This window comes from Halomonas faecis (genome assembly GCF_010993975.1).
GTDB lineage: Bacteria > Pseudomonadota > Gammaproteobacteria > Pseudomonadales > Halomonadaceae > Halomonas > Halomonas faecis.
In genome coordinates this window covers 15,894-38,440 of sequence record NZ_JAACZO010000057.1, presented here as the reverse complement: position 1 = coordinate 38,440, position 22,547 = coordinate 15,894, and the positions used below count along the sequence as shown (strand labels likewise).

At 66.6% G+C, this 22,547-nt stretch carries 18 protein-coding genes; 14 read left to right on the top strand and 4 right to left on the bottom strand.

The window, feature by feature from the left end; translation table 11 throughout:
• The 12 genes from GFD32_RS17140 (at position 1) to GFD32_RS17085 (ending at position 16,363) form a co-directional block, all read left to right on the top strand.
• Positions 1–741 carry a heme ABC transporter permease gene (locus tag GFD32_RS17140; protein WP_163577802.1) on the top strand — a complete coding sequence of 247 codons (741 nt, stop codon included), beginning with the start codon at positions 1–3 and terminating at the stop codon, positions 739–741.
• Positions 741–989: a heme exporter protein CcmD gene (gene ccmD / locus GFD32_RS17135; RefSeq protein ID WP_163577801.1), complete on the top strand. Its 249-nt coding sequence runs from the start codon at positions 741–743 to the stop codon at positions 987–989. Before GFD32_RS17140 ends, ccmD begins: the two co-directional genes overlap by 1 nt.
• Positions 967–1,455 carry a cytochrome c maturation protein CcmE gene (gene ccmE, locus GFD32_RS17130; RefSeq protein ID WP_163577800.1) on the top strand — a complete coding sequence of 163 codons (489 nt, stop codon included), beginning with the start codon at positions 967–969 and terminating at the stop codon, positions 1,453–1,455. Before ccmD ends, ccmE begins: the two co-directional genes overlap by 23 nt.
• A 15-nt stretch (positions 1,456–1,470) precedes the next feature.
• Positions 1,471–3,477, top strand: coding sequence for a heme lyase CcmF/NrfE family subunit (locus tag GFD32_RS17125; RefSeq protein WP_276208817.1), 2,007 nt, complete (start codon positions 1,471–1,473; stop codon positions 3,475–3,477).
• On the top strand, positions 3,474–4,007 hold the full coding sequence (locus GFD32_RS17120) for a DsbE family thiol:disulfide interchange protein (RefSeq protein WP_163577799.1): 534 nt from the start codon (positions 3,474–3,476) through the stop codon (positions 4,005–4,007). Before GFD32_RS17125 ends, GFD32_RS17120 begins: the two co-directional genes overlap by 4 nt.
• Entirely contained in the window at positions 3,998–4,471 is a 474-nt protein-coding gene (locus GFD32_RS17115) for a cytochrome c-type biogenesis protein (protein WP_163577798.1), read from the top strand. Before GFD32_RS17120 ends, GFD32_RS17115 begins: the two co-directional genes overlap by 10 nt.
• A complete protein-coding gene (gene ccmI / locus GFD32_RS17110) occupies positions 4,468–5,694 on the top strand; it encodes a c-type cytochrome biogenesis protein CcmI (RefSeq protein WP_163577797.1) in 1,227 nt (408 codons plus the stop codon). Before GFD32_RS17115 ends, ccmI begins: the two co-directional genes overlap by 4 nt.
• A 5-nt stretch (positions 5,695–5,699) precedes the next feature.
• Positions 5,700–9,194, top strand: a complete 3,495-nt coding sequence (gene smc, locus GFD32_RS17105) for a chromosome segregation protein SMC (RefSeq protein WP_163577796.1) — start codon at positions 5,700–5,702, stop codon at positions 9,192–9,194.
• Positions 9,195–9,420: 226 nt separating this feature from the next.
• On the top strand, positions 9,421–11,082 hold the full coding sequence (gene zipA, locus GFD32_RS17100; protein WP_163577795.1) for a cell division protein ZipA: 1,662 nt from the start codon (positions 9,421–9,423) through the stop codon (positions 11,080–11,082).
• A 181-nt stretch (positions 11,083–11,263) separates the two neighbouring features.
• A complete protein-coding gene (gene ligA, locus GFD32_RS17095) occupies positions 11,264–13,318 on the top strand; it encodes an NAD-dependent DNA ligase LigA (protein ID WP_163577794.1) in 2,055 nt (684 codons plus the stop codon).
• Entirely contained in the window at positions 13,315–13,584 is a 270-nt protein-coding gene (locus GFD32_RS17090) for a YheU family protein (protein ID WP_163577793.1), read from the top strand. Before ligA ends, GFD32_RS17090 begins: the two co-directional genes overlap by 4 nt.
• 154 nt (positions 13,585–13,738) lie before the next feature.
• On the top strand, positions 13,739–16,363 hold the full coding sequence (locus tag GFD32_RS17085; RefSeq protein WP_163577792.1) for a putative bifunctional diguanylate cyclase/phosphodiesterase: 2,625 nt from the start codon (positions 13,739–13,741) through the stop codon (positions 16,361–16,363).
• A 27-nt stretch (positions 16,364–16,390) separates the two neighbouring features.
• On the opposite strand, the gene mnmC is transcribed toward GFD32_RS17085, so the two are convergent.
• Positions 16,391–18,418 (bottom strand): bifunctional tRNA (5-methylaminomethyl-2-thiouridine)(34)-methyltransferase MnmD/FAD-dependent 5-carboxymethylaminomethyl-2-thiouridine(34) oxidoreductase MnmC, encoded by a 2,028-nt coding sequence (mnmC, locus tag GFD32_RS17080; protein ID WP_163577791.1) that lies wholly within the window; start codon positions 18,416–18,418, stop codon positions 16,391–16,393.
• 191 nt (positions 18,419–18,609) lie between these two features.
• A complete protein-coding gene (locus tag GFD32_RS17075; protein ID WP_163577790.1) occupies positions 18,610–18,909 on the bottom strand; it encodes a YciI family protein in 300 nt (99 codons plus the stop codon).
• Positions 18,910–19,104: 195 nt separating this feature from the next.
• Here GFD32_RS17075 and GFD32_RS17070 point away from each other — a divergent pair, with 195 nt between their 5' ends.
• Positions 19,105–20,025 carry a PHP domain-containing protein gene (locus GFD32_RS17070; protein WP_163577789.1) on the top strand — a complete coding sequence of 307 codons (921 nt, stop codon included), beginning with the start codon at positions 19,105–19,107 and terminating at the stop codon, positions 20,023–20,025.
• A 49-nt stretch (positions 20,026–20,074) separates the two neighbouring features.
• On the top strand, positions 20,075–20,698 hold the full coding sequence (locus GFD32_RS17065) for an L-threonylcarbamoyladenylate synthase (RefSeq protein ID WP_163577788.1): 624 nt from the start codon (positions 20,075–20,077) through the stop codon (positions 20,696–20,698).
• 9 nt (positions 20,699–20,707) lie between these two features.
• On the opposite strand, the gene GFD32_RS17060 is transcribed toward GFD32_RS17065, so the two are convergent.
• Positions 20,708–21,583 (bottom strand): ion transporter, encoded by an 876-nt coding sequence (locus GFD32_RS17060; RefSeq protein ID WP_163577787.1) that lies wholly within the window; start codon positions 21,581–21,583, stop codon positions 20,708–20,710.
• Positions 21,580–22,443 (bottom strand): CYTH domain-containing protein, encoded by an 864-nt coding sequence (locus GFD32_RS17055; protein WP_163577786.1) that lies wholly within the window; start codon positions 22,441–22,443, stop codon positions 21,580–21,582. The genes GFD32_RS17060 and GFD32_RS17055 overlap by 4 nt, the downstream gene beginning before the upstream one ends.
• Positions 22,444–22,547: the final 104 nt, after the last annotated feature.

Sequence of the window (22,547 nt, the reverse complement as noted above, 5' to 3'; positions counted from 1 at the left end):
ATGTGGGCCTTCATTCATAAGCTGGGGTCTCCCAAGTGGTTCTACGGCATCAGCCAGCGGCTGCAGCCCTGGTTCTGGACGGTAGCGCTGGCGCTGATCGCGGTGGGTTCCGTTTGGGGGCTGGCCTTCGCCCCGGCGGACTATCAGCAGGGCAACAGCTTCCGCATCATCTACGTGCACGTGCCGTCTGCGTTCCTGGCGCAGTCGATTTTCGTCACCATGGCCGTGGCGGGCGTGATCTTCATGGTGTGGAAGATCAAGATCGCCGACATGGCGGCTGCCATGATGGCGCCTCTGGGGGCCGCCATGACCTTCATCTCGCTGTTCTCCGGCGCGGTATGGGGCGTGCCGACCTGGGGAACCTGGTGGATGTGGGATGCCCGGCTGACCTCGATGCTGATTCTGCTGTTCCTCTATCTGGGCGTCATCGCCCTGCGTGGCGCCTTCGCCAGCCGCGACAGCGCCTCCCGGGCCGCCTCGGTGCTGGCCATGGTGGGGGTGATCAACATCCCGATCATCAAGTATTCGGTGGACTGGTGGTACACCCTGCACCAGCCCGCCTCCTTTACCCTCACCGAGCGTCCGGCCATGCCCACGGAGATGTGGCTGCCGCTGCTGATCATGGTGGTGGGCTTCTACTGCTTCTTCATCGCCGTGACCCTGCTGCGCACACGCAGCGAGATTCTGCGGCGCGAGGCCAACAAGCGCTGGGTGCGCGAACTGGCGGGAGAAACGAGCTGATGGCATTCGAGAGTTTCCAGGCGTTTCTCGCCATGGGGGGCCACGCGCCCTATGTCTGGGCTGCCTGGGCGGTGACGCTGGCTTTGCTGGCGGGCAGTGGGCTGCACGCCCGTGTCGAGCACCGTCGCACACTACGCAACCTGGCGCGCCAGGTGCGCCGCGAGCGTCGTCGGGACGGAGCCGGCGCTGCGGCAACGATTCAACATGACGGGGGTGGGCCTACCAATGACTCCGAAACGCAAGCGTAAACTGACCATCATCCTGGGGCTGGTGTCCCTGGCTGCCGTCGCCGTGGGGCTGACGCTGTATGCCCTGCGCGCTAACATCAACCTGTTCTTCAGCCCCATTCAAATCGCCGCGGGCGATGCGCCATTCGAACGCCAGATACGCGCCGGCGGCATGGTCAAGGAAGGCACCGTACACCGCAACCCCGACAGCTTGGACGTGGAGTTCGTGGTGACGGACTACGTCGAAGACCTGGAAGTCCGCTACAGTGGCATCCTGCCGGACCTGTTCCGCGAGGGGCAGGGCGTGGTGGTGGTCGGCCAGCTGCAGCCCAGCGGCGAATTCCGCGCCGACCAGGTGCTGGCGCGCCACGATGAGAATTACATGCCCCCGGAGGTGGCCGAGGCCCTGGAGGATGCCGGCTACTCGCCGGCCGACTTCAAGACCGAAGGTTCCGAGAGCAATTCCGCGAAGAGTGACGAGAGCTAACCCGCCGGAGCGACCATGCTGATCCAGATGATTCCCGAAATCGGTCACTTCGCCTTGGTCATCGCCATGCTGATGGCGGCCGTACAGGCGGTGATGCCTCTGGCCGGTGCTGCACTGCGCCGGCCGCTGTGGATGGCCTACGCCCGACCTATGGCGGCCGGCCAGCTCCTGTTCGTGGTGGTCGCTTACCTGTGCCTCACTGCCAGCTACCTGTTCGACGACTTCACCGTCGCCAACGTGGCCAACAACTCCAACTCCATGCTGCCCTGGTACTACAAGCTGAGTGCCGTGTGGGGCAACCATGAGGGCTCGGTGCTGCTGTGGAGCCTGATGCTGGCCGGTTGGAGCTACATGGCGGCACGCTTCTCCCGGGAGCTGCCCCGCGACATGGTGGCGCGAGTGCTCGGCGTGATGGGCTTGGTGGGTTTGGGCTTTCTGGCCTTCGTGCTGGTCACTTCCAACCCCTTCGATCGGCTGTTGCCCAATGCACCGAGCGACGGTGCGGATCTCAATCCGCTGCTCCAGGACATTGGCCTGATCCTGCATCCGCCGATGCTCTACATGGGCTACGTGGGCTTCTCGGTGGTCTTCGCCTTTGCCATTGCCGCCTTGCTGGGGGGGCGTCTGGATGCGGCCTGGACGCGCTGGGCACGCCCCTGGACCAACCTGGCATGGGCCTTCTTGACCGTCGGCATCGCGCTGGGCAGCTGGTGGGCGTATTACGAGCTCGGCTGGGGCGGCTGGTGGTTCTGGGATCCGGTGGAGAACGCCTCGCTGCTGCCATGGCTGACCGGTACGGCACTGATGCACTCCCTGGCAGTGACCGAAAAGCGCGGCTCCTTCAAGAGCTGGACCGTACTGCTGGCGATCTTCACCTTCTCGCTGTCGCTGCTGGGCACCTTCCTGGTGCGCTCCGGCGTGCTCACCTCGGTGCACGCCTTTGCCAACGACCCCTCGCGCGGTTTCTTCATCCTGGTGCTGCTGGGCATCACCGTGGGCCTGTCGCTGCTGATCTTCGCGCTCCGTGCACCGCGGGTCAGTCACCGGGTCGGCTTCAACTGGCTGTCGCGCGATGCCCTGTTGCTGATCAACAACATCCTGCTGGTGATCATGACGATCACCGTACTGATGGGCACCGTCTATCCGCTGCTACTGGATGCCCTGAACCTGGGCAAGATCAGCGTGGGCCCTCCCTACTTCAACGCCCTGTTCGTGCCGTTGACGGTGATCATGAGCATCTTCATGGGGCTCGGGCCGGTGTCGCGCTGGAAGCGCATGGACGGACGCGAACTGCTCAAGCGGCTGTGGCTGGCCGGCGTTGCGGCGGTGGCCATTGCGGCCGTGATGCCCTTCATCATCGGCGGCGAGTGGAACGTCTGGGTGGCCTTGGGCCTGGTCACGGCGCTGTGGATCGTGCTGCCGCTGGTGCGCGACCTGTTCGACAAGACGCGCCATGCACCCACTCGGCTGGCCGGTCTCAAGAAGCTATCGCTCGCCTACTGGGGCATGGTGCTGGGCCACCTGGGCCTGGCGGTGACCATCGTCGGCGTTGCCGTGGTCTCCAATTTCGCCATCGAGCGCAATGTGCGCATGGCGCCGGGCGATAGCGTCAGCGTGGCGGGCTACACCTTCACCATGAAGGGGTTGACCAGCCGACGCGGGCCGAACTACATCGGCGACGGGGCCGAGTTCGAGGTCCGCCGCGGCGACAGCCGCCGCAGCTTCACCATGAATCCCGAAAAGCGCACCTACATCGCTCGCGGCATGCCGATGAGCCAGGTGGCACTGCGTCCGGGGCTCTTCCGTGACCTTTACCTGGCCATGGGCGAGGACCTGGGCGACGGCAGCTGGGCCATGCGCGTGCAGTACAAGCCCTTCGTGCGCTGGCTGTGGTTGGGGGCTCTGCTGATGGCCGCAGGCGGCACCTTGGCCGTGGCCGACCGCCGCTATCGCCGCTTGGCGACGGCGAAAGACCCTGAGAAGGCCGTCGAGGTTCGTGCGGCAGGAGAGGCCCCAGCATGAAACGTCGCCTGCTGCTGATGCTGCCCTTGTTGGGTTTCCTGGTGCTGATGCTGTTCCTGTACCTGGGGCTCGGGCTCAACCCCTTCCACCGCGAATCGCAACTGGTGCAGGACGCGCGCGCCTTTCCCGCCTTCGAGCTGAGCACCCTCGAGGATCCGGGCCGCACGGTGGACGAGTCGCTGATAACCGGAGAGCTGACTCTGGTCAACGTTTGGGGGGAATGGTGCCCCGAGTGCAAGCGCGAGATGCCGCAATTGCTCGACCTGGCCGAACGCGGCGTGCGTCTGGTCGGCGTCAACTGGAAGGATACGCGCGAGAAAGGGCTCGGTTTTCTCGACGAGTTCGGCGATCCCTTCGTCGTCAATGTGTTCGACCCCGACGGCGAGCTGGCTTTCGAGCTGGGCGTCTACGGGGCACCGGAGTCCTTCCTGGTCGATGCCGAAGGGGTGATCCGCTATCACCATACGGGGTACATCTCACCGGGCGATCTGCGTGACACCATTCTGCCGGAGGTGGAAAAATGGCAGTGATCCGACTCTTGATCTTTGCCTTGGCCCTGCTTTTGACCGCCGGTGCCGGGCTCGCGGACAGCATCGAGGTGCGCGAATTCGACGACCCGGTGAAAGAGGAGCGCTACAAGAGCCTCACCGCTTCGCTGCGCTGTCCGACTTGCCAGAATCAGGCGATCGACGACTCCAACGCGCCAGTGTCGGGTGACATGCGCGATCGCGTCTACGAAATGCTTCAGGACGGTCGCTCCGACATGGAGATCCGCAGCCACCTGGTCGAGCGCTTCGGTGACTACGTGCTTTACAACCCGCGCTTGGAAGGGCGCACCTACCTGCTGTGGGGTCTGCCCGCCGGGCTGGTCGTCCTGGGTGGCGTTCTGGTGGCATGGGTCGTGCGCGCTCGGCGCAATGCCTCGGCGCGTGAACTCAGTGACGAAGAACGCGCCCGCCTCGATTCGTTGATCAACCGCGGGAGAGAGTCATGACCCCGATGTGGTTAGCCTTTGCCATTCTGCTGCTTCCCGCCCTGTGGCTGCTGGTGTCGCCATTGCGCCGCGCTTCCGCGCTGCACGCCGCTCAGCGTGACTTCGAGGCCGGCGACCGTGCTGCCGAGCAGAACGTGGCCATCTACCGTCGCCGCCTGGCCTCGCTGGAAGCGGCACTGGAGCGTGGCGAGATCGACCAGCCGCGCTTCGATGAAGACCGCCTGGAACTCGAGCGCAGCCTGCTGGAGGATACCGAGGGCCTGCAGCGGCGGCCGCTGCACGGGCCCCGTGCCGGCCGCCTGGCCGTACCGGTGATCGCTCTGGCCCTGGTGGTGGGCAGCGTCGCCTGGTACTACCACAACGGAGCCGAGGGCGATCTGGCGCTGTATGCCGCCTACCAGGAGAGCGACTCCCTGCCGGCCCTGGTCGAACGCCTGGAGGCGCAGGCCGAGCGCCAGCCCGACAACCCCAATGTGTGGTCCTCGCTGTTTCCGATCTACCGCGATTCCGGACAGGGCGAAGCGGCATTGGAGGCCATCGATCACTTGATTCGCCTCGAGGGTCGCCAGCCGTCGCTGCTGGCCCAGAAGGCGCAGCTGCAGTTTTTCATGGCCGATCGTACCCTGACCGACGAAGTGCAGGCGCTGGTCGACGAGATTCTCGAGCGCGATTCCAGCGAGCCGACGACGCTGGGCATGCTGGGCGTCGTCGCCTTCGATGAGGGGGATTACGAAAAGGCCATCGATCAATGGCGCCGCGCCATTGCCGGCATGAACGACCCCGACAGCGCCGATGCGCTGCGCGAGGGCATCCGGGCGGCCCAGCAGCGCCTTGGCGTGGCACCCGAGGAGCGGGAGCCGGTGGCCGCCGGCCCGGGCGTGAATCTGCGCGTGACCCTGGCCGAGGAACTGCAAGGGGAGCTCGACGACGATACCCAGGTCTTCGTCGTGGCGCGCGACATGGAAGGCGAAAAACCGCCCCTGGCGGTGGCTCGGCTGACGCTGGGCGATCTGCCCACCGAGGTGGTGCTCGACGACAGCCGCGCCATGTCCCAGCAGGCCAGCATCTCGGAGGTCGATGAGGTGCGCATCGTGGTTCGCGTGACCACCACCGGGGATGCCAGCCCCGTACCGGGCGACATGTTCGGCGGGCGTGATGGCGTCGCCGTCGGCGAGACGGATGGCGAACCCGTGGAGGTCGTGGTCGACCGCGTCGTCGAATAGACACCATGCGCCTGACCTCGATCCGCCTGGTTGGCTTCAAGTCCTTCGTCGATCCCGTCACGGTCCCGTTCGACGGCAACATGACGGCCGTCGTCGGGCCCAACGGCTGCGGCAAGTCCAACATCATCGATGCCGTGCGCTGGGTCATGGGCGAATCGTCGGCCAAGACCCTGCGCGGGGAATCGATGAGCGACGTCATCTTCAACGGCTCCACGGCGCGTAAGCCGGTGGGCCAGGCCGCCATCGAGCTGCGCTTCGACAACAGCGACGGCAGCATGGGGGGCGTCTACGCCCAGTACGCCGAGATCGCCGTCAAGCGTCAGGTCACCCGCGACGGCCAGTCCAGCTACTTCTTCAACGGGCAGAAGTGTCGGCGGCGCGACATCGCCGACCTCTTCCTGGGGACCGGCCTGGGCCCCCGCTCTTACTCGATCATCGGCCAGGGCATGATCTCGCGGCTCATCGAGGCGCGCCCCGAGGAGTTGCGCGCCACCCTCGAGGAGGCCGCCGGCATCTCCAAATACAAGGAGCGCCGTCGCGAGACCGAGAACCGCATGCGTCGCACTCGCGAGAATCTCGAACGCCTGGAGGACATTCGCGAGGAGCTCGACAAGCAGCTCGAGCGGCTGCGTCGGCAGGCCGAAGCGGCGCGGCGCTATCAGGACCTCAAGACCGAGGAGCACCGCCTCAAGGGCGAGTTGGCGCTGCTGCGCGGGCGTGCCCTGCGTGCCAGCCAGGCCGAGGAGGAGCGCCGCGTCGGCGAACGGGAAACGGCCGTGGAGCGTGAGGTGCTGGCCCTGCGCCAGTGCGAGACGCGTCTCGAGCAGGCCCGTGCTGAACACGACCGACTGGCCGAAACCCTGGACGCCCGCCAGGCGCGCTTTTTCGAGACCACTACGGCCATCGCCCGGCTCGAGCAGGGGCTCGAGCATGCCCGCTCGCGGGAGACGCAGCTCGCCCGCGATCTCGACGCCGCTCAGCGCGAGCTCGCCGATCTGGCGCGCCTGGGCGAAAGCGATGTCGAGCGAATGGGCGTCCTTGACGAGCGTCTCGAGACCCTCGTCCCCGAGCAGGAGGAGATCGCCGAGCAGCTCGCCGAGCTCGATGCCATGCTCGAAGAGGCCGAGCCGGCCGCCGAGGATGCGGATGCCGCCTGGGACGCCTTCAACGAACGGTGGCGCGAGGCCGGCCGCGAGGCGGAACGCAGCCAGGATAGGCTGCGCGGGCAGGAAGCCTCCCTGGAACGCGTCGAGGCCGACATTCGACGGCGTCATCAGCAGCAGCAAGAGCTACCCGATCTCGCCGAACTGACCGCCCGACGCGATGCGCTGGCCCAGCGGCTGGCCGCGGCGGCCCAGGAACAGGAGCGGCTCGCCCAACGCCGCGATGCGTTGCAGGGCCAGCGCGACAGCGCCCGCCAAGCGGCCGAATCTCTCGAGGAGCAACGCGAAACGCTGCGTGAGCGCCGCAGCGCGCTCACGGGGGAACTGGCGTCCCTGGATGCGCTCATCCAGGCAGCGCTCAGCGATGCCGACGAAGCGCTCGATGAGCACCTGGCCGCCCATGGGCTGGACGCAGCGCCGCGGCTCGGCGAATGCCTCGAGGTGACGCCAGGCTGGGAAGTGGCGGCATCCTGGGTGCTGGCGCCCTGGCTCAAGGCGCGGCTGGTCGAGCCGCCGAGCTTCCGTGAAGCCAGTGTCGCGCCGCCAGCTCCGTTTGGCGTAGTGGCCCCGCAGGCGCCCGATGCAGTGCCACCCGACTCGCTGGCGGCCCAGGTGCGTGGCGCCGGGGCCGCCAGTGCCTGGCTTGCCGCCATCCGCTGCGTGGCGGACGACGAGGCCGCCTGGAAGACCGTAGCGTCGCTCGCCCCCGGCGAAAGCCTGATCACCCCCGATGGGCTGTGGCTCGGTCGCGACTGGGCGTGCCATCGCGGCAATGGCCAGGGCCCCGATGCCGTGCTGGTCAGCCGTCGGCGACGTGATGCGGTGGTGAGCGAGCTCGAGGCCGTGGAGAGCGAGTACGCCGACCTGGCGTCGCGTCTGGAAACCGCCCGCGGACGCGCCAGCGAAGCCGAGCGCGAACGCGAGAGCGTCAGCGAGGCGGAACGTCGCCAGGCCGCCGAGCAGCAGCAACTGGCCGTCGAGGACAGCGGCCTCGCCAGTCGCCTCGAGCACCTGGAAGGACGTGCGGCGGAGCTCGACGAGGAACTGGCTGGGCTCAGGGAGAGTGGCGAGGAGACTCGGCTGGCCATCGAAGAGGCCCGTGAGCGCTGGCAGCAAGCCATGACGCATCTGGAAGCGCAGGCAGAGGAGCGCGAATCACTGGAACGGGCGCGCGACCGTGCCCGCGAACGAGTGGCGGCATTGCACGCCCGGCAGCGCCCGCTGCGCGAGCGCGCCCAGCAGCTGGCACTGGAACATGAACGCTTGACCACCGAACGAGCGGGGTTGGCGCAGCAGCAGGCGCGGGCAGGGGAGACGCGTGAGCGGCTGGAGCTGCGCTGCGACGAGCTGCGCGAAAGCCTGGAAGCGCTGCGCGAGCCGGACGAAGAGCAGCGCGAGCGTCTCGAAGAACTGCTGGTACGCCGCGAAGACGACGAGCGACGCCTCAACGAGACGCGCGCCCGTGCTGCCGAACTGGCCGACCGGTTGCGTGAGGATGAGCAGGCCCGGCAGGGTCACGAGCGTCGGCTCCAGGAGATTCGGGAGGGGCTGCAGGAATCCCGCATGCAGGTTCAGGCGCTCTCGCTCAAGGCCGAGAGCCAGGACGAGCAGCTTGCCGAGTTGGGCCTCGATGCCGCTTCACTCACCGCAACGCTGGATCCCGACGCCACCGAGTCCGCCTGGCAGAGCCGCCTCGAGGAGGTCGGTGAGCGCATCCGCCGGCTGGGGGCCATCAACCTGGCGGCCATCGAAGAGTACGAGCAGCAGGCCGAAAGGCGCGACTATCTGGAGGCACAACAGGCCGAGCTCGGCGAAGCGCTGGAAACCCTCGAGAAGGCCATCCGGCGCATCGACCAGGAAACCCGCACGCGGTTTCGTGACACCTTCGAGCGGGTCAATGCCGGTCTGCAGTCGCTTTTTCCGCGAGTCTTCGGCGGGGGAACCGCATGGTTGACGCTGACCGGGGAGGATTTGCTAGATACCGGTGTCGCCATCATGGCACGCCCCCCCGGCAAGAAGAACAGCACCATTCATCTGCTCTCTGGGGGAGAAAAGGCGCTGACTGCCCTGTCGCTCGTGTTCGCCATTTTCCAGCTCAATCCCGCGCCGTTCTGCATGCTCGATGAAGTCGATGCGCCGCTGGATGATGCCAATGTCTCGCGCTATGCCAAGCTGGTTAAGGAGATGTCCGAAAACGTGCAGTTCATCTACATTACCCACAACAAGATCGCCATGGAGGCGGCCGAAAGATTGATGGGTGTGACCATGCAGGAACCGGGAGTGTCCCGGCTGGTCTCAGTTGGCGTCGAAGAAGCGGCGGCACTTGCCGAAGTGTGAGCGGGCTTGCAACGACGGGCCATTCGCGATATCAGAAGAGATGACTTAGGGTGCATCGGACGTCAGCCGTCCGATGAAACAGGGAAAGGCGCAGGGTCGATTGGACTCTCAGGCGAGAATGCCGGGGCTTGACAAACAAAAAAAGTGGCCTTTTTTTTGGCAATCGCGCTATGCTAGTGACGAACATCCATCCGGCATGGCGCCCTAGCGATAGGCAAGACGACCCATGGAACTAAGAGAATGGCTGATCATTCTGGGGCTGGCGCTGGTGACACTCATCGTGGTCGATGGGGTGCGTCGCTTGAAACGCCAGCGCCGTGTGCCCCGCCTGGATCAGGCGGGCGAGGCAACGAGCCCCGGTAACGGCACGGCGCCGGATACCGAGGAGGACAGCAACTGGGAGCTTCCCAACGGCGGGGCACGTGTGGTCACTCCGGCCAGCAATTCCACGGTCAAGCCCAAGCCGAAACTGCAGCGCCAGGAGCATCCCGGGCCTTCGCGCGTGCTCGCGGGGTGGCGGTCGGCGGCTGCCGAACAATTCCCGAACCGGGCGAAGCAGGTCGATCAGTCTGCCGATTCAGGCGTTTCGGCTTCTCCGGAGACACCGCCCACTACTGCTGAGGCGTCGTCCTCGCCAGTCCATCGTGGCGCAGATCGCGGCGTGGCGAAGCCCGGCTCCGCTACGCCGGATGCCCCCGTGGACGATGGCGGTGAAGCCGCCGCGCGGCCCGAAACGGCGGAGTCCGCAGAGGCCGCGCCTGAGCTCCAGGGCGATGACGCGACGTCGAGCGCCGCCCGAGGCGGGCACGACGTTTCTGCGACCGCCGAGTCTCGAGCGAAAGAGGATGGCGCAGCGGACTCGGTGCCAGGTCGCCGCGAGCCGACGCTTTCCGCGCTGGACGGTGCGGGATTGGAGGATGGCGAGCCGTCGCGCTCCGCGCCTTTGAATGCCGACGTTGCGGACCATGACGATGCCGGCCGCGACGAGGACGAGCGCTATCGCCTCGTCGATCTGGAAGGCGTCGGCGATTCGCTCAAGAGCGGTTCGCGGCGCATGGGAGCTTCCATGCAGCGTTTCGGTGCTTCCGTGCAGAGTCGCCTGGTCAAGCGGCGCGAACGCAAGCGTGAAGCGCGCGAAGAGAAAGCTCGCCTCGCCGAGGAGCGGGAGGCCGCAGCCCGGGCCGATCGCAAAGCCCAGGCCGAGCGGGAAGCCGTCGCCGCCTGTCGCCGCCAGGCTGAAGAGGCACGGCCGTCCGCTGGCCGCACTGACGATGCCTACGATCCGCTGTTCACCCCGTCGCGTCGGGAAACGGCGGATGAGCTGACACCCGCTGCCAGTCGCGACGCGGTAACCGAGGATGACGTGGTACGCACGCATCCTACCCTGGAGAAGGCCTTGCGCCACGACGTCAGCGCCGAGCGCGCGCGCAATGCCCTCAGTCATGCCGATGAAGTGATCGTCATCAGCGTCATGTCGCGCGACGCGGAAGGCTTCGCGGGAGCGGCGTTACTCGACCTGATGCTCGCCTGCGGACTGCGTTACAGCAGCGAGATGGGCATCTTCCATCGCTTCGAGACCGAGGATGACGACAGCCAGCTGCAGTTCTCCATGGTCAATGTGCTCAAGCCGGGTACCTTCCCCATCGAGAGCATGGACGACTTCACCACGCCGGGCATTACGCTGCTGATGCCGCTGCCGGGTGCCGTGGATACCGCTGCCGCCTTCGAGGCTATGGTCGAGACGGCGATGGTGATCGTGCGCCACCTGGGCGGCGAGCTGAAGGACGAAAACCACAGCGTGATGACCGCCCAGACGGTCGGCTTTGCTCGCCAGCGCGTGCAGGAGTTCGAGCGGCGCCATCGCCTCAATCGCCGCCAGGTGAATTAGCCGTAAGCGGCAAACTCGACGCGTTGAGCTGGAAGACGACCCCCGTGGTAGCCCCACGGGGGTCGTTGCTTTGGTAAGCTAGGCGATCATGCTGGCTTCGAGCTTCGAGCTTCGAGCTTCGAGCTTCGAGCTTCGAGCTTCGAGCTTCGAGGCCCTTGTCGTAGACGAGACACGGAATTCCATGACCCAGGCCGATCCGACGATTCACGACGAGGCGGTGCAACTGCGCGCCGAACTCGACGATGCCAACTACCGCTATTACGTGCTCGATGAGCCGCGCCTCACCGACGCCGACTACGATCGCAAGCTGCGCCGGCTTCAAGAGATCGAAGCCGAGCATCCCGACCTGGCGACGCCCGACTCCCCTACCCAACGGGTGGGTGCCGCGCCTGCCGAGGGTTTTCCCGAGGTCCGGCATGCCGTGCCCATGCTGTCGCTGGACAACGCCTTCGACGAGACGGAGATCGAGGCCTTCGTCAAGCGCATCGGCGACCGTCTCGAGACCGACGGTGAGCGACTCGACTTCTGCTGCGAGCCCAAGCTCGACGGCGCCGCGGTATCGCTGGTCTACGAGCACGGCAGGCTGGTCAGCGGCGCCACCCGGGGTGACGGCCACACCGGCGAGGGCATCACCTCCAACCTCAAGACCCTGAAGTCGATCCCATTGAAGCTGCGTGGCAAGGAGTGGCCCGATCGGCTGGAAGTCCGTGGCGAGGTCACCATGCGCCACGCCGATTTCGAGGCCATGAACGACAAGGCCCGGGAAGAGGGCGGCAAGGTGTTCGCCAATCCGCGCAATGCCGCCGCCGGCAGCCTGCGCCAGCTCGACCCGCGCATCACCGACAAGCGCCCCCTGATGTTCACCGCCTATCAGTTGGTGCAAGAGACGATGAGTCTCGCCAATATCGAGACTCCCACTCACAGCGGACGGATGGCCTTGCTGCGGGAGTGGGGCTTTCGCACCAGCAGTGAACTCGCGGTGGTGACGGGCACGGCCGGTGTGATCGACTACTGTCGTCGCCTGGGCGAGACGCGTGACGACCTCGGCTACGACATCGACGGCGTGGTGATCAAGGTCGACGACCTGCGCCTGCAGCGCGAGCTGGGTTTCGTCGCCCGGGCGCCGCGCTGGGCCATCGCCTACAAGTTTCCCGCTCAGGAGGAAACGACGCGGCTCAACGACGTGGAGTTCCAGGTCGGGCGCACCGGCGCCATCACTCCGGTGGCACGCCTCGAGCCGGTTTCCGTGGCCGGCGTCACGGTTTCCAACGCCACCCTGCACAACGCCGACGAGATCGCTCGGCTCGGCGTGATGATCGGCGATACCGTGGCCATTCGGCGTGCCGGCGACGTCATTCCCCAGGTGGTACGCGTGCTGGAAGAGTATCGCCCGGATGACGCCAGAGAGATCGTCTTTCCCGAACGCTGTCCGGTGTGCGAATCGCAGATCGAACGGCTGGAAGGCGAGGCCGTGGCGCGCTGTTCGGGGGGGCTCTACTGCCCGGCCCAGCGCAAGGAGGCGCTCAAGCATTTCGCCTCGCGACGCGCCATGGACATCGACGGCCTGGGCGAAAAGCTGCTCGATGTCCTCGTCGAGCGCGACTGGGTGCGTACGCCCGCCGATTTGTTCCGCCTCGAGGCCGAGCGCCTCGCCGAACTGCCGCGCATGGCGAAGAAGTCCTCCGACAACCTGGTGGCGGCGCTGGAGAAGGCCAAAGGCACCACCTTGCCGCGCTTCATCTTCGCCTTGGGCATCCGCGAGGTCGGCGAGGCCACCGCCGCCAACCTGGCGCGCCACTTCGGCACTCTGGAGGCGCTGATGAATGCCGATGTCGAGTCGCTGGAGGCCGTGGAAGACGTAGGGCCGGTGGTGGCCGCTCACGTGCATACTTTCTTCCGTCAGCCCCACAACCGCGAGACCGTCGATGACCTGGTCGCCCAAGGCGTGACCTGGGAGGAGACGGTCGTCGCCGAACGCCCCCAACCGCTGGCCGGCCAGACCTGGGTGCTCACCGGCACGCTGGAGAGCATGACCCGCGACGCGGGCAAGGCGCGCCTACAGGCGCTGGGCGCCAAGGTGTCCGGCAGCGTCTCGAAGAAGACCGCCTGCTTGGTGGCGGGCGAGGCCGCCGGCAGCAAGCTGACCAAGGCCGAGCAGTTGGGAGTCGAAGTGATCGATGAGGCGACCTTTCTGGCGCGCCTGGAAGCCTGGGAAAACGCCGAGGAGGTGCAATGAGCGATGGCCGTTTCGTGGAGGTGCCCTACCGAATGCTGCCGGGCGACACCCTGGATGCGCTGCTCGAGGGGTTCGTCACCCGCCAAGGCTACGATACGACCGATACCGGCGCGGGCATGCCCGGTTGGGTGAGGGAGCTCAAGCGTCAGTTGGAGCGCGGCGAGCTGATCATCGCCCATGATCTGCAGACCGAGACCACCGAGGTCATGACGCTCGCCCAGTGGCGCGCTTTCGGTCGCGAGCTTGCCGACGACGAAGAGGGATGACCGGGGGCCGGTCTTGGCCTTGACTTGATCCAGATCAGTTTCTTGGCGGTTTCGCTTGCCGAGTTACCTTTGGTCAATTCAGCCGATGAGGGAGCTCCAGTAGGGTAGCGGTTCAGCGGTTAGTGATAGCCCCGTTCCCTGCTGCGGATGCCCCATGTCGACCTTCGTGCGCAATCTACTGGCGAGCCTGCGGACCCTTAGAGGGTTCGTGCTGGCCGCCATTCTGTCGGTGGCCGTGACGGTCTTTCTCGGCGTGACTCTGGCGGCCACGCTGCTCTATGAAGACATCATCGCCCGCCAGGCTGAGCAGACCTCCGAAACCCTGGCTCGTCAGAGCTTCAATGCCATGCTGCAGGTGATGCGCCAGGGCTGGAGCCGCGAGCAGATGGAGGATTTCGTCTCGTCCACCCGCGAGCTGCATGCCGGCTCCTCCTTCCAGTTCGACATTCATCGTGGCGAGCGCGTCTCCGAGCGCTACGGCGAGATCGATCAGTCGGATCCGGACATCGCCATTCGCGCCGCCCTGCAATCCGGGCAGGAGCGCGTCTACCGCGAGAACGGCGAGGTGCGCCGCGTCATGCCGCTGGTGACGACGCCCGAGTGCTTGAGCTGCCACGACAATGCCGCCACCGGCGACGTGCTCGGCGTCATCGACATCCGCCACGACATGTCGCCGATCAGCGGCGAGATGCGCCAGAACTACATCGCCATGTTCGTGGTGGCGTCGCTGCTGGTGCTGCTTGCCGCGCTGGCCTTCACGGGCTGGTTCGCCGGGCGTATCCGCGCCTCGATGGAGGGATTTCGCCAGCGGCTGGCCACGGTGAATTCCGTTGCCGATTTCCGCCAGCTCGAGCTGATGCCGGCCGATACGCACTTCCGAGAGCTGAGCGATGCCTACGAGCAGGTCAACGCGCTGGCCGGGCGGCTCAAGAACGTGGCGGTGGACAAGGACGTGCTGGAGTTCGAGATTCGCCTGCTCAGCAAGTTCATCATCACTTCCGACGTGGTGCGCGACTGGCGCGAGTTCATCAAGGAACTGCTCAGCGACATCAACACCATCATCACCGCCCACACCCTGGTGACGATCTTCCAGGTGGAGGAGGAAGGCTACGAGCTGGAGGTGTTCTGGCACCACGAAGTGTCGGCGGAGATGCGTCACGCCTTCGAGGGCATGCTGATCGAGTTGCTCGAAGGCAAGGCGGAAGGGCATACCGACGTACAGGTGCTCAAGGTGTTGCACCATGCCGTCTACCCGGCCGACGCCGACATCGAGGCGGCGATGGAGATCACCCCCGAGGACATTCGCCTGCAGACCAAGTCGCTGCTGCTCGAGGCGCCCAAGATCGGCGGCATCGTGGGCATCGGCGTGCAGTCCGACCTCTCGCAGGACCCGCTGCGCCATATCGTCATCGACGGCATTCTCTCCACGCTGCTCAACCTCGTCGGCTCGGTGAAGGCGATCTACAAGTACACCAAGGATCTGGAGTTCTACGCCACCCGAGATCCGCTCACCGCGCTGCACAACCAGCGCGTGTTCAAGGACCTGCTCGGCTACGAAGTGGGTCGAGCCCATCGCCACGGTTATTCGTTCAGTCTACTGATGATGGACATGGACAACTTCAAGACCGTCAACGACCGTTACGGGCACGCCTTCGGCGACCAGTTTCTGCAGGCTTTTGCCCATACGCTGACCGAGTCGGTACGTCCTGGCGACTTCCTGGCCCGCTATGGCGGCGACGAATTCGCCATCATTCTGCCCGAAACCGGCGAGGGGCAGGCCTACTCGGTGGCGCTGCGCATCGCACAGAATTTTGCCGAGCAGGTATTGGTGGCCCCGGATGGCTCCTCCGTGCGTGCCACCACCTCCATCGGCATCGCCGCCTACCCGCGCCATGCCAGCGACGCCCACGATCTGTTCCTGATGGCCGACAACATGATGTACAAGGCCAAGCGCAAGGGAAAGAACTGCATCGCCCTGCCCGACGACGACGAAGTGGCGGCGATCTTTCGCGAGGTGGGCGAGAAGAACCAGATGGTGCTCAGCGCGCTGGAGGAGGAGCGCATCGTGCCCTTCTTCCAGCCCATCGCCGATGCGCGCACCGGCGAGGTGGCCATCCACGAGCTGCTCATGCGCATCCAGGTGGGTGATCGCGTCGTGCCGGCCGGGGAGTTCATCGACATCGCCGAGAGCATCGGCGTCATCCACAAGATGGACTATCAGCTCATCGAGAAGGCCTTCGCCCAGGTGCAGGAACAGGGCTACGAAGGGATGTTGTTCATCAACCTGTCACCCAAGTCGTTGATCGTCGGCGAGTTCATCGGTCGCATCCATCAGTTGGCGATCGACTACGGCATTCGCCCCGAGCGCATCGTCTTCGAGCTCACCGAACGCGAAACCGTCAGCAACCTCAAGCTGCTCGAGAAGTTCGTGCTCGATCTCAAGCTGGAGGGTTTCAGCTTCGCCATCGACGACTTCGGCTCGGGGTTTTCCTCTTTCCGCTATCTCAAGCAGTTCCCCATCGACGTGATCAAGATCGAGGGCGAGTTCATCCGCAACATGATCACGGATGACAAGTACATGGCCTTCGTCAAGAGCATCGTCACCCTGGCCCGCAGCCTGGGGGTGAGCACCATTGCCGAATTCATCGAAGACGAAGCGGTGTTCGAGGCGGTGCGCGAGCTGGGTATCGACTACGGCCAGGGTTACTATCTGGGCCGCCCCGCCCCGAACTTCGTCATGGCGAGCCAGTCGACCACTCAGGGGCTGCCTTCGCTGTGAGCGCGGCGCCTCCCGAGGGGTAACGCCTCAGCCGGGTTGCTTGCCGCGGATCAGGTCGCGAATCAGCCGCCGTCCGGGATGCAAGTGATCCACCAGCGGCTGTTCCAGCGGTAGCGGTTCGTCGCAGATCAACGAGGCCAACAGCTCGGCGCACAGCGGGGCGCTGGCCAGGCCGCGGGAGCCGTGGGCGGCGCTGATCCACAGCCCGGCGTGGTGGCGGCCGGGCGTGTCGGACACCCGGGTGGCGTCCTTGGCCAGGGCGGCGTAGTCGTCGCGCCACGCCTGGGCGTCGGGCACCGGCCCGCAGTAGGGCGACTTGTCGGGGCTCGCCGCGCGCACCCCGACCCGGGCGGTGAGCCTCTCCGGCGAGAGGTCGGCACCGGTGGCGCGCAGGGCGGCGACGAAGTGGGGCAGGCCGCGTTCCAGCTCCGCCAGGTTGGCGACGTGGTCGCTTTCGCGTTCCGTCATGTCGGTATCGCCCGGCGCGAAGGTGGCGCCGACATTGAGCACGCCATCCGCTGCTGGCGGCACGTAGCCGCCGGCACAGACCACTCGGCCCAGCTGCGGAGCTGCCTCTGGCACTTCGAGCTGGCTGAGCTGGCCGCGTACCGGCTGCAGCGGCAGGGCTTCACTTTGGGGGAAGCCGGCGGCCTCCCCGGCGGCGGCGATCACCACCTGGTCGGCCGCGAGACGCTCGCCGTCGGCCAGCTCCAGGCTCCAGCCGTCCTCCTGGCGGTCGTGCAGCGCCACTACCTCGCCGCGCCGAAAACGCACGCCTGCCGTCTCGGCCAGGCGCACGCACAGCTCCATCGGCCGGACCCAGCCGGCATGCGGGTAGTCCAGCGCCGGGCCGTCGACCTTGACGCCGGCCGCGGCGCTGGCCGCTTCGGCATCCAGGCCGCGGACCACGCTTTCCGGCAGCGGATGGTTGGCGAGGAAGCGTGCCTGGCGTGCCCGCTCCTTGTCGCTCAGCGCCAGCTGCAGGACGCCGCTGGGTTGCCACAGGCGCTGCTCGGGGTCGAGCTGAGCCAGCCAGCGTTGGCTGTACAGCAGCCCGGCCAGATAGGTGCGGCTCTGCCGATTGGTGTCGGCAGCGAGCTTGACGTAGAGCGCTCCCTGGAGATGGGTGGTGCCCAGTTCGGCGCGGTGGAAGCGGTCGATGAGCGTGACCGCGATGCCGCGTCGTGCCAGGGCGGCGGCGGCACTGGCACCGGCGATACCGGCACCGATCACCGCCACATGACGGGCCGGACGCGGCGTGGGCGGCGTGAACCAGGGCGTGCCTTCCCGGCGGGTGTCGACGGGGGGCGTGACGATCTCACCGATGAGCATCTCGCGCTTGCGGCCGAAACCCGGCGCCTTGCGCCAGGCGAAGCCGGCAGCGGCCAGACCGCGCTTGACGATGCCCGCACAGGTGAAGGTGGCGAAGGTGGCGCCGGCCCGCGAATGCTGGGCCAGGGCGGCGAACAGCTCGGGTCGCCACATGTCGGGGTTCTTGGCCGGGGCGAAGCCGTCGAGGAACCAGGCGTCGACCTGGCCGTCGAGCAGGGCGAGCCGCTCGGCGGCCTCGCCGAAGTGCAGGTCGAGGGTCACCCGCTCGTCGAGCCACAGGCGGTGCACGCCGCTCACCGGCTCCGGCCATTGGGCGAGCAGCCGCTCGGCGCGTGGGGCGAGATCGGGCCAGGCGGCAAGCGCACGGGCGAGATCCTGTCGGGTGAGCGGATGGCACTCTACCGAAATCAGATGCAGTCGGGCCTGGGGCGGCGCATGGGTGTCGAAGCAGGCCCAGGCGCAGAGCATGTTGAGTCCGGTGCCGAAGCCCGTCTCGCCGACCACGAAGGGGCGAGAGGCTTTCCAGTCCGCGAAGCGCGCGCTCAGACGGTTGCCGTCCAGGAAGACGTGTTCGGTCTCGGCACGGCCGTCGTGGGCCGAGAAGTAGACGTCGTCGAACTGGGTCGACAGGGGCGCCTGCGCCCCGGTGGCATCGGTCGCCCAGTCGAGCCGGGCGGGGCTGAGGCCAGTCAGAGGGGGGAGTGGGTCGCAAGGGGCGGACACGGCGTTCTCCGGAGCGGCAGTTGCTCAAAAAATCATCGATGACGGCATCGCGGCGACCCATGGGGCATGGCGACGTCCGTCCGCGGCGTTTCAACAACGTTATCCACAGTCTCTGTGGGCAAGGTGCTGTGGACAACGGGACTGTCCACGCCCGCCGTGGCATACGGGGGCGCGAGTCGGGCGCGACTGCCTCAAGGCAGGGCTTTCTTGAACGGCTTGACCGTCACCTTGGCGTACACGCCGGCGATCACGTAGGGATCGGCATCGGCCCAGGCGCGGGCGGTGTCGAGACTGTCGAACTCCGCCACCACCAGGCTGCCGCTGAAGCCGGCATCGCCGGGGTCGTTGGCGTCGATGGCGGGATGAGGGCCGGCGAGCACCAGGCGCCCCTCGTCGCGCAGCGCCTCGAGGCGGGCCAGGTGGTCGGGGCGCGCCGCCAGGCGACGCTCCAGGCTGTCGTTGACGTCTTCGCTGATGATCGCGTATAGCATCGCGGGTTTCCTCGGCAGGCGCGGCTGAGCCGCGGAACTCGATACGGTGCGGGCTATCGCAGTTAGTCGTTCCTCTCGGAACTCCTTGCCATGCCCAACTGCGATGGCCCTGCTCGATGCGGTGCGGGCGTTGACCGGCTAGTGCCGGGCGCGCACCATGAGCTCATTATTCTGACAAAGTCGCTCCCCGGCGTCATGCCAATGCTCGAACTACCGGCCCGTTTCACGGGTGATCCCGCCCCTCTGGGGATCGACCTTCACATGCATTCCACCGCCTCGGACGGCGCGCTGTCACCCGCGGCCGTGGTGGCGCTGTGCGCCTCGCGCGGCCTGTCCGTGATGGCGCTCACTGATCACGATACCGTGGCCGGCATCGATGAGGCGCAACGGACCGCCGACGAACATGGCATCATGCTGCTGCCGGGCACCGAGCTGTCGACGCGCTGGTCAGGCATCAACATCCACGTGGTGGGACTGCTGCCGCATGGCGCCCAGGGGGCGCTGGTGCCGGGGCTGGAGGCCCAGGCCGAGGCGCGTGAGCGGCGCGCCGAGGTGATCGCGGCGCGCCTGGAAAAGCTGGGGCTTGCCGATGCCCTGGCCCGCGCTCGCGAGCAGGCGGGCTCGCCGCGCCCGCTGGGTCGCCCTGACTTCGCCCGGGCGCTGGTCGCCGCCGGCCTGGTGGCGGACACGAGCGAGGCGTTTCGCAAGCACCTGGGCAACGGCAAGAAGGGCGACGTCAAGGCGCACTGGCCGGCCCTGGAGGAAGCGGTGGGGTGGATTCTCGATGCCGGCGGCGTGGCGGTACTGGCGCATCCATTGCGCCATGGCCTGACGCGGCGCAAGCGCGGGCTGCTGCTCGACGCCTTCGCCGCGGCGGGCGGCCAAGCCGCCGAGCTGGTGAGCGGCTTCCAGAACCCCGACGTGACCCGCGACCTGGCTCGCCAGCTCGACGAGCGCGGGCTACTTGCCTCGCTGGGCAGCGATTTCCACTTCCCGGGCGGTCATCTGGCGCCGGGCAGCATGAGTGCGGTGCCGCGCACCGCCGTGCCTCCGGTTTGGAGCCACCCTCGGCTGACGTCGCGACTGCTCTCGCGGCCGCACTGCTCTACGCTATAGTCGACGCCATGGCGGCGACTGCGTCATCCATGAACGACAGGAAGCGATCATGAGCCAATACTTTCAGATTCATCCCGACAATCCCCAGAAGCGCCTGATCGATCAGGCGATCCAGATCATCCGTGACGGCGGCGTCATCGCCTACCCCACGGATTCCGGCTATGCGCTGGGCTGTCACCTGGGCGAGAAGAAGGCCATCGAGAAGATCAAGTGGCTGCGCTCCCTCGATGACCGTCACAACTTCACCCTGGTGTGCTCGGACCTTTCCGAGATCGGCACCTACGCCAAGGTGGACAACGCCGTGTTCCGCCTGCTCAAGGCACACACTCCGGGCGCCTATACTTTCATTCTCACGGCGACCAACGAAGTGCCGCGGTTGCTGCTGCATCCCAAGCGTCGCTCCATCGGCGTGCGCGTGCCCGATCACCGCATCACCCATGACCTGTTGGCCGCGCTCGGTTCACCGCTGATGAGCGTGACGTTGATTCCCGAAGGCGATGAGCTGCCGATGACCGATCCGGAGGCGATTCGCGAGCGTTTCGGCGCTCACCTGGACCTGATCATCGACGGCGGTGCCTGCCACCTCGAGGCGACCAGCGTCGTCGATCTGCGCGAGCTGCCGCCCAAGGTGCTGCGCGAGGGGCGCGGCGACGTCACGCCCTTCACCGAATAGCGGGTCGCGTCATGCGTCGTGGGTGCCTTGCGCTTCGCGCGGGTCCGGGGTGGTCTCGTCGAGCCAGGTGCCGCATAGCAGGCAGTAGCGCGCGCGCTTTTCGTGACGGTCGTGGCCGCAGCCGGGGCAGGCTTCCTCCGAGTAGCGGTCGGCACGGATGGAACGGATCACCTCTGCAGAGAAGACCCCGGTGGGTACGGCGATGATCGAGTAGCCGATCAACATCACGATGGTGGAGATCGCCTGCCCGAGCGGCGTGACCGGTACGATGTCGCCGTAGCCCACCGTGGTCAGCGTGACGATGGCCCAGTAGACGGCGATGGGAATGCTGGTGAAGCCGGCCTCGGCCGGCTCGATCATGTACACCAGTGCGGCGAAGATGGTCACCAGCATGAAGACGGTGAACAGGAACAGAAAGATCTGGTGGGTGCTGCGCTTGAGCGCGCCGATCAACAGCCGCCCCTCGCCGACGAACTGCATCAGTCGCAGCACGCGGAAGATGCGCAGCACCCGCAACACCCGCACGATCACCAGCGACTGGGCGCCGGGAATCAGCAGCATCAGCCAGGTCGGCAGGATGGCGATCACGTCGATGATGCCGTAGAAGCTCTTCAGGTACTGCAGCGGCCGCTCCAGGGTGTAGAGCCGCACCGCCAGCTCCACGGTGAAGGCCAGCGTGAAGGCCCACTCCACCCGGTAGAACAGCCAGCCGTACTTGTCGTGGTAGCTGGGCACGCTATCCAGCATGACCACCCCGACGCTGGCCAGGATGGCGACGATCAGGGCGATGTCGAAGCCCTTGGCCAGCGGCGTGTCCGACTCGAAGACGATCTGGAAGACGCGCGTTCGCAGGCCTTCTCCAGCCGGTTTCAGCGGGTGGCTCATGGCATGGGCTCCGGGTCGTCCGAGACGCTGTCATTCAGTTGCTGGGCCAGGCGAAGTGCCACCTGGCCGAAGGCGGGCGTCAGCCAGCCAGTGGCCGACAGGCGTTCGGCCAGGTCATCGGCGTCGCCGTCATCGAGTGCCGTCAAGGCGTCGATGGCGGCCTGGCGCCAGCGGTCGTCGCCGGTGTCGGCCAGGGCATCCAGTGAGCTCATGGCGCGTTTGAGCCAGGCCCGCGGCGTACCGCCGGGCGGCAGCGTCCACTCGGCGGCGAGCAGTGCCGCGCCGCGGGCCGCCTTGCTGGTTTCCGACGGGCGCAGCGCCACGCGTTCGGCCAGCTCGGTAGCGAGTCGCCAGAGAGTCTCGACCCCTCCCGTCTCGAGTTCCAACTCCAGTTCGCGAATGGGCGCACGGCGGTCGCCGCTGCGAATTTCGCCTTCGTCCAATGCGATTTCGAGCCTGGCGGCATCGAGCGTCAGTGTCCAGGCATGCCGGGTGAAGTCGGTCGTGAAACGTGGAGTGAGTCGCTCGAGCGTGTTTTGGCCAAGGGCGGCCATGGGCGGCAGCTCGGCCAGGCCGGGCAGGTCGAGGCCGGGCCCGGGGACGGCCCATTCCCACTCGCCGCGGCGACTCAACCCTCCGGCCCCGTCGCCTTCGGTCTTGAGCGTCTGGTACAGGGTGTCGCCGCGTCGCCGCAGGCGCAGGGCCATGCGCGCTGCCTGGAGCGCGCCGTCCGGCGTGTCGTAATAGGTGTTGGCAAGGGACAGGGTCGTGGACGACAGGCCGGACAGGCGTGGATGGACGGTCAGCGTTTGGGGCCCCTGGGGGCCCAGTGCCAGTTTCAGTTCGATCTCTTGGCCCATGGCCGACTCCTGTCTGTGGGTGTCCGCAATGCAGAAGTGTGACGGTTGCGTGACGAATTGATGTCGGAAATTTTTCAATGACGTGACAAAGGTGAGTCACTATA

What these genes read in the sequence shown, in the direction of transcription:
- GFD32_RS17140 (WP_163577802.1), top strand. Translation starts at nt 1, where the DNA reads ATGTGGGCCTTCATTCATAAGCTGGGGTCTCCCAAGTGGTTCTACGGC.
- ccmD (WP_163577801.1), top strand. Translation starts at nt 741, where the DNA reads ATGGCATTCGAGAGTTTCCAGGCGTTTCTCGCCATGGGGGGCCACGCG.
- ccmE (WP_163577800.1), top strand. Translation starts at nt 967, where the DNA reads ATGACTCCGAAACGCAAGCGTAAACTGACCATCATCCTGGGGCTGGTG.
- GFD32_RS17125 (WP_276208817.1), top strand. Translation starts at nt 1,471, where the DNA reads ATGCTGATCCAGATGATTCCCGAAATCGGTCACTTCGCCTTGGTCATC.
- GFD32_RS17120 (WP_163577799.1), top strand. Translation starts at nt 3,474, where the DNA reads ATGAAACGTCGCCTGCTGCTGATGCTGCCCTTGTTGGGTTTCCTGGTG.
- GFD32_RS17115 (WP_163577798.1), top strand. Translation starts at nt 3,998, where the DNA reads ATGGCAGTGATCCGACTCTTGATCTTTGCCTTGGCCCTGCTTTTGACC.
- ccmI (WP_163577797.1), top strand. Translation starts at nt 4,468, where the DNA reads ATGACCCCGATGTGGTTAGCCTTTGCCATTCTGCTGCTTCCCGCCCTG.
- smc (WP_163577796.1), top strand. Translation starts at nt 5,700, where the DNA reads ATGCGCCTGACCTCGATCCGCCTGGTTGGCTTCAAGTCCTTCGTCGAT.
- zipA (WP_163577795.1), top strand. Translation starts at nt 9,421, where the DNA reads ATGGAACTAAGAGAATGGCTGATCATTCTGGGGCTGGCGCTGGTGACA.
- ligA (WP_163577794.1), top strand. Translation starts at nt 11,264, where the DNA reads ATGACCCAGGCCGATCCGACGATTCACGACGAGGCGGTGCAACTGCGC.
- GFD32_RS17090 (WP_163577793.1), top strand. Translation starts at nt 13,315, where the DNA reads ATGAGCGATGGCCGTTTCGTGGAGGTGCCCTACCGAATGCTGCCGGGC.
- GFD32_RS17085 (WP_163577792.1), top strand. Translation starts at nt 13,739, where the DNA reads ATGTCGACCTTCGTGCGCAATCTACTGGCGAGCCTGCGGACCCTTAGA.
- GFD32_RS17075 (WP_163577790.1), bottom strand. Translation starts at nt 18,909, where the DNA reads ATGCTATACGCGATCATCAGCGAAGACGTCAACGACAGCCTGGAGCGT.
- GFD32_RS17070 (WP_163577789.1), top strand. Translation starts at nt 19,105, where the DNA reads ATGCCAATGCTCGAACTACCGGCCCGTTTCACGGGTGATCCCGCCCCT.
- GFD32_RS17065 (WP_163577788.1), top strand. Translation starts at nt 20,075, where the DNA reads ATGAGCCAATACTTTCAGATTCATCCCGACAATCCCCAGAAGCGCCTG.
- GFD32_RS17060 (WP_163577787.1), bottom strand. Translation starts at nt 21,583, where the DNA reads ATGAGCCACCCGCTGAAACCGGCTGGAGAAGGCCTGCGAACGCGCGTC.
- GFD32_RS17055 (WP_163577786.1), bottom strand. Translation starts at nt 22,443, where the DNA reads ATGGGCCAAGAGATCGAACTGAAACTGGCACTGGGCCCCCAGGGGCCC.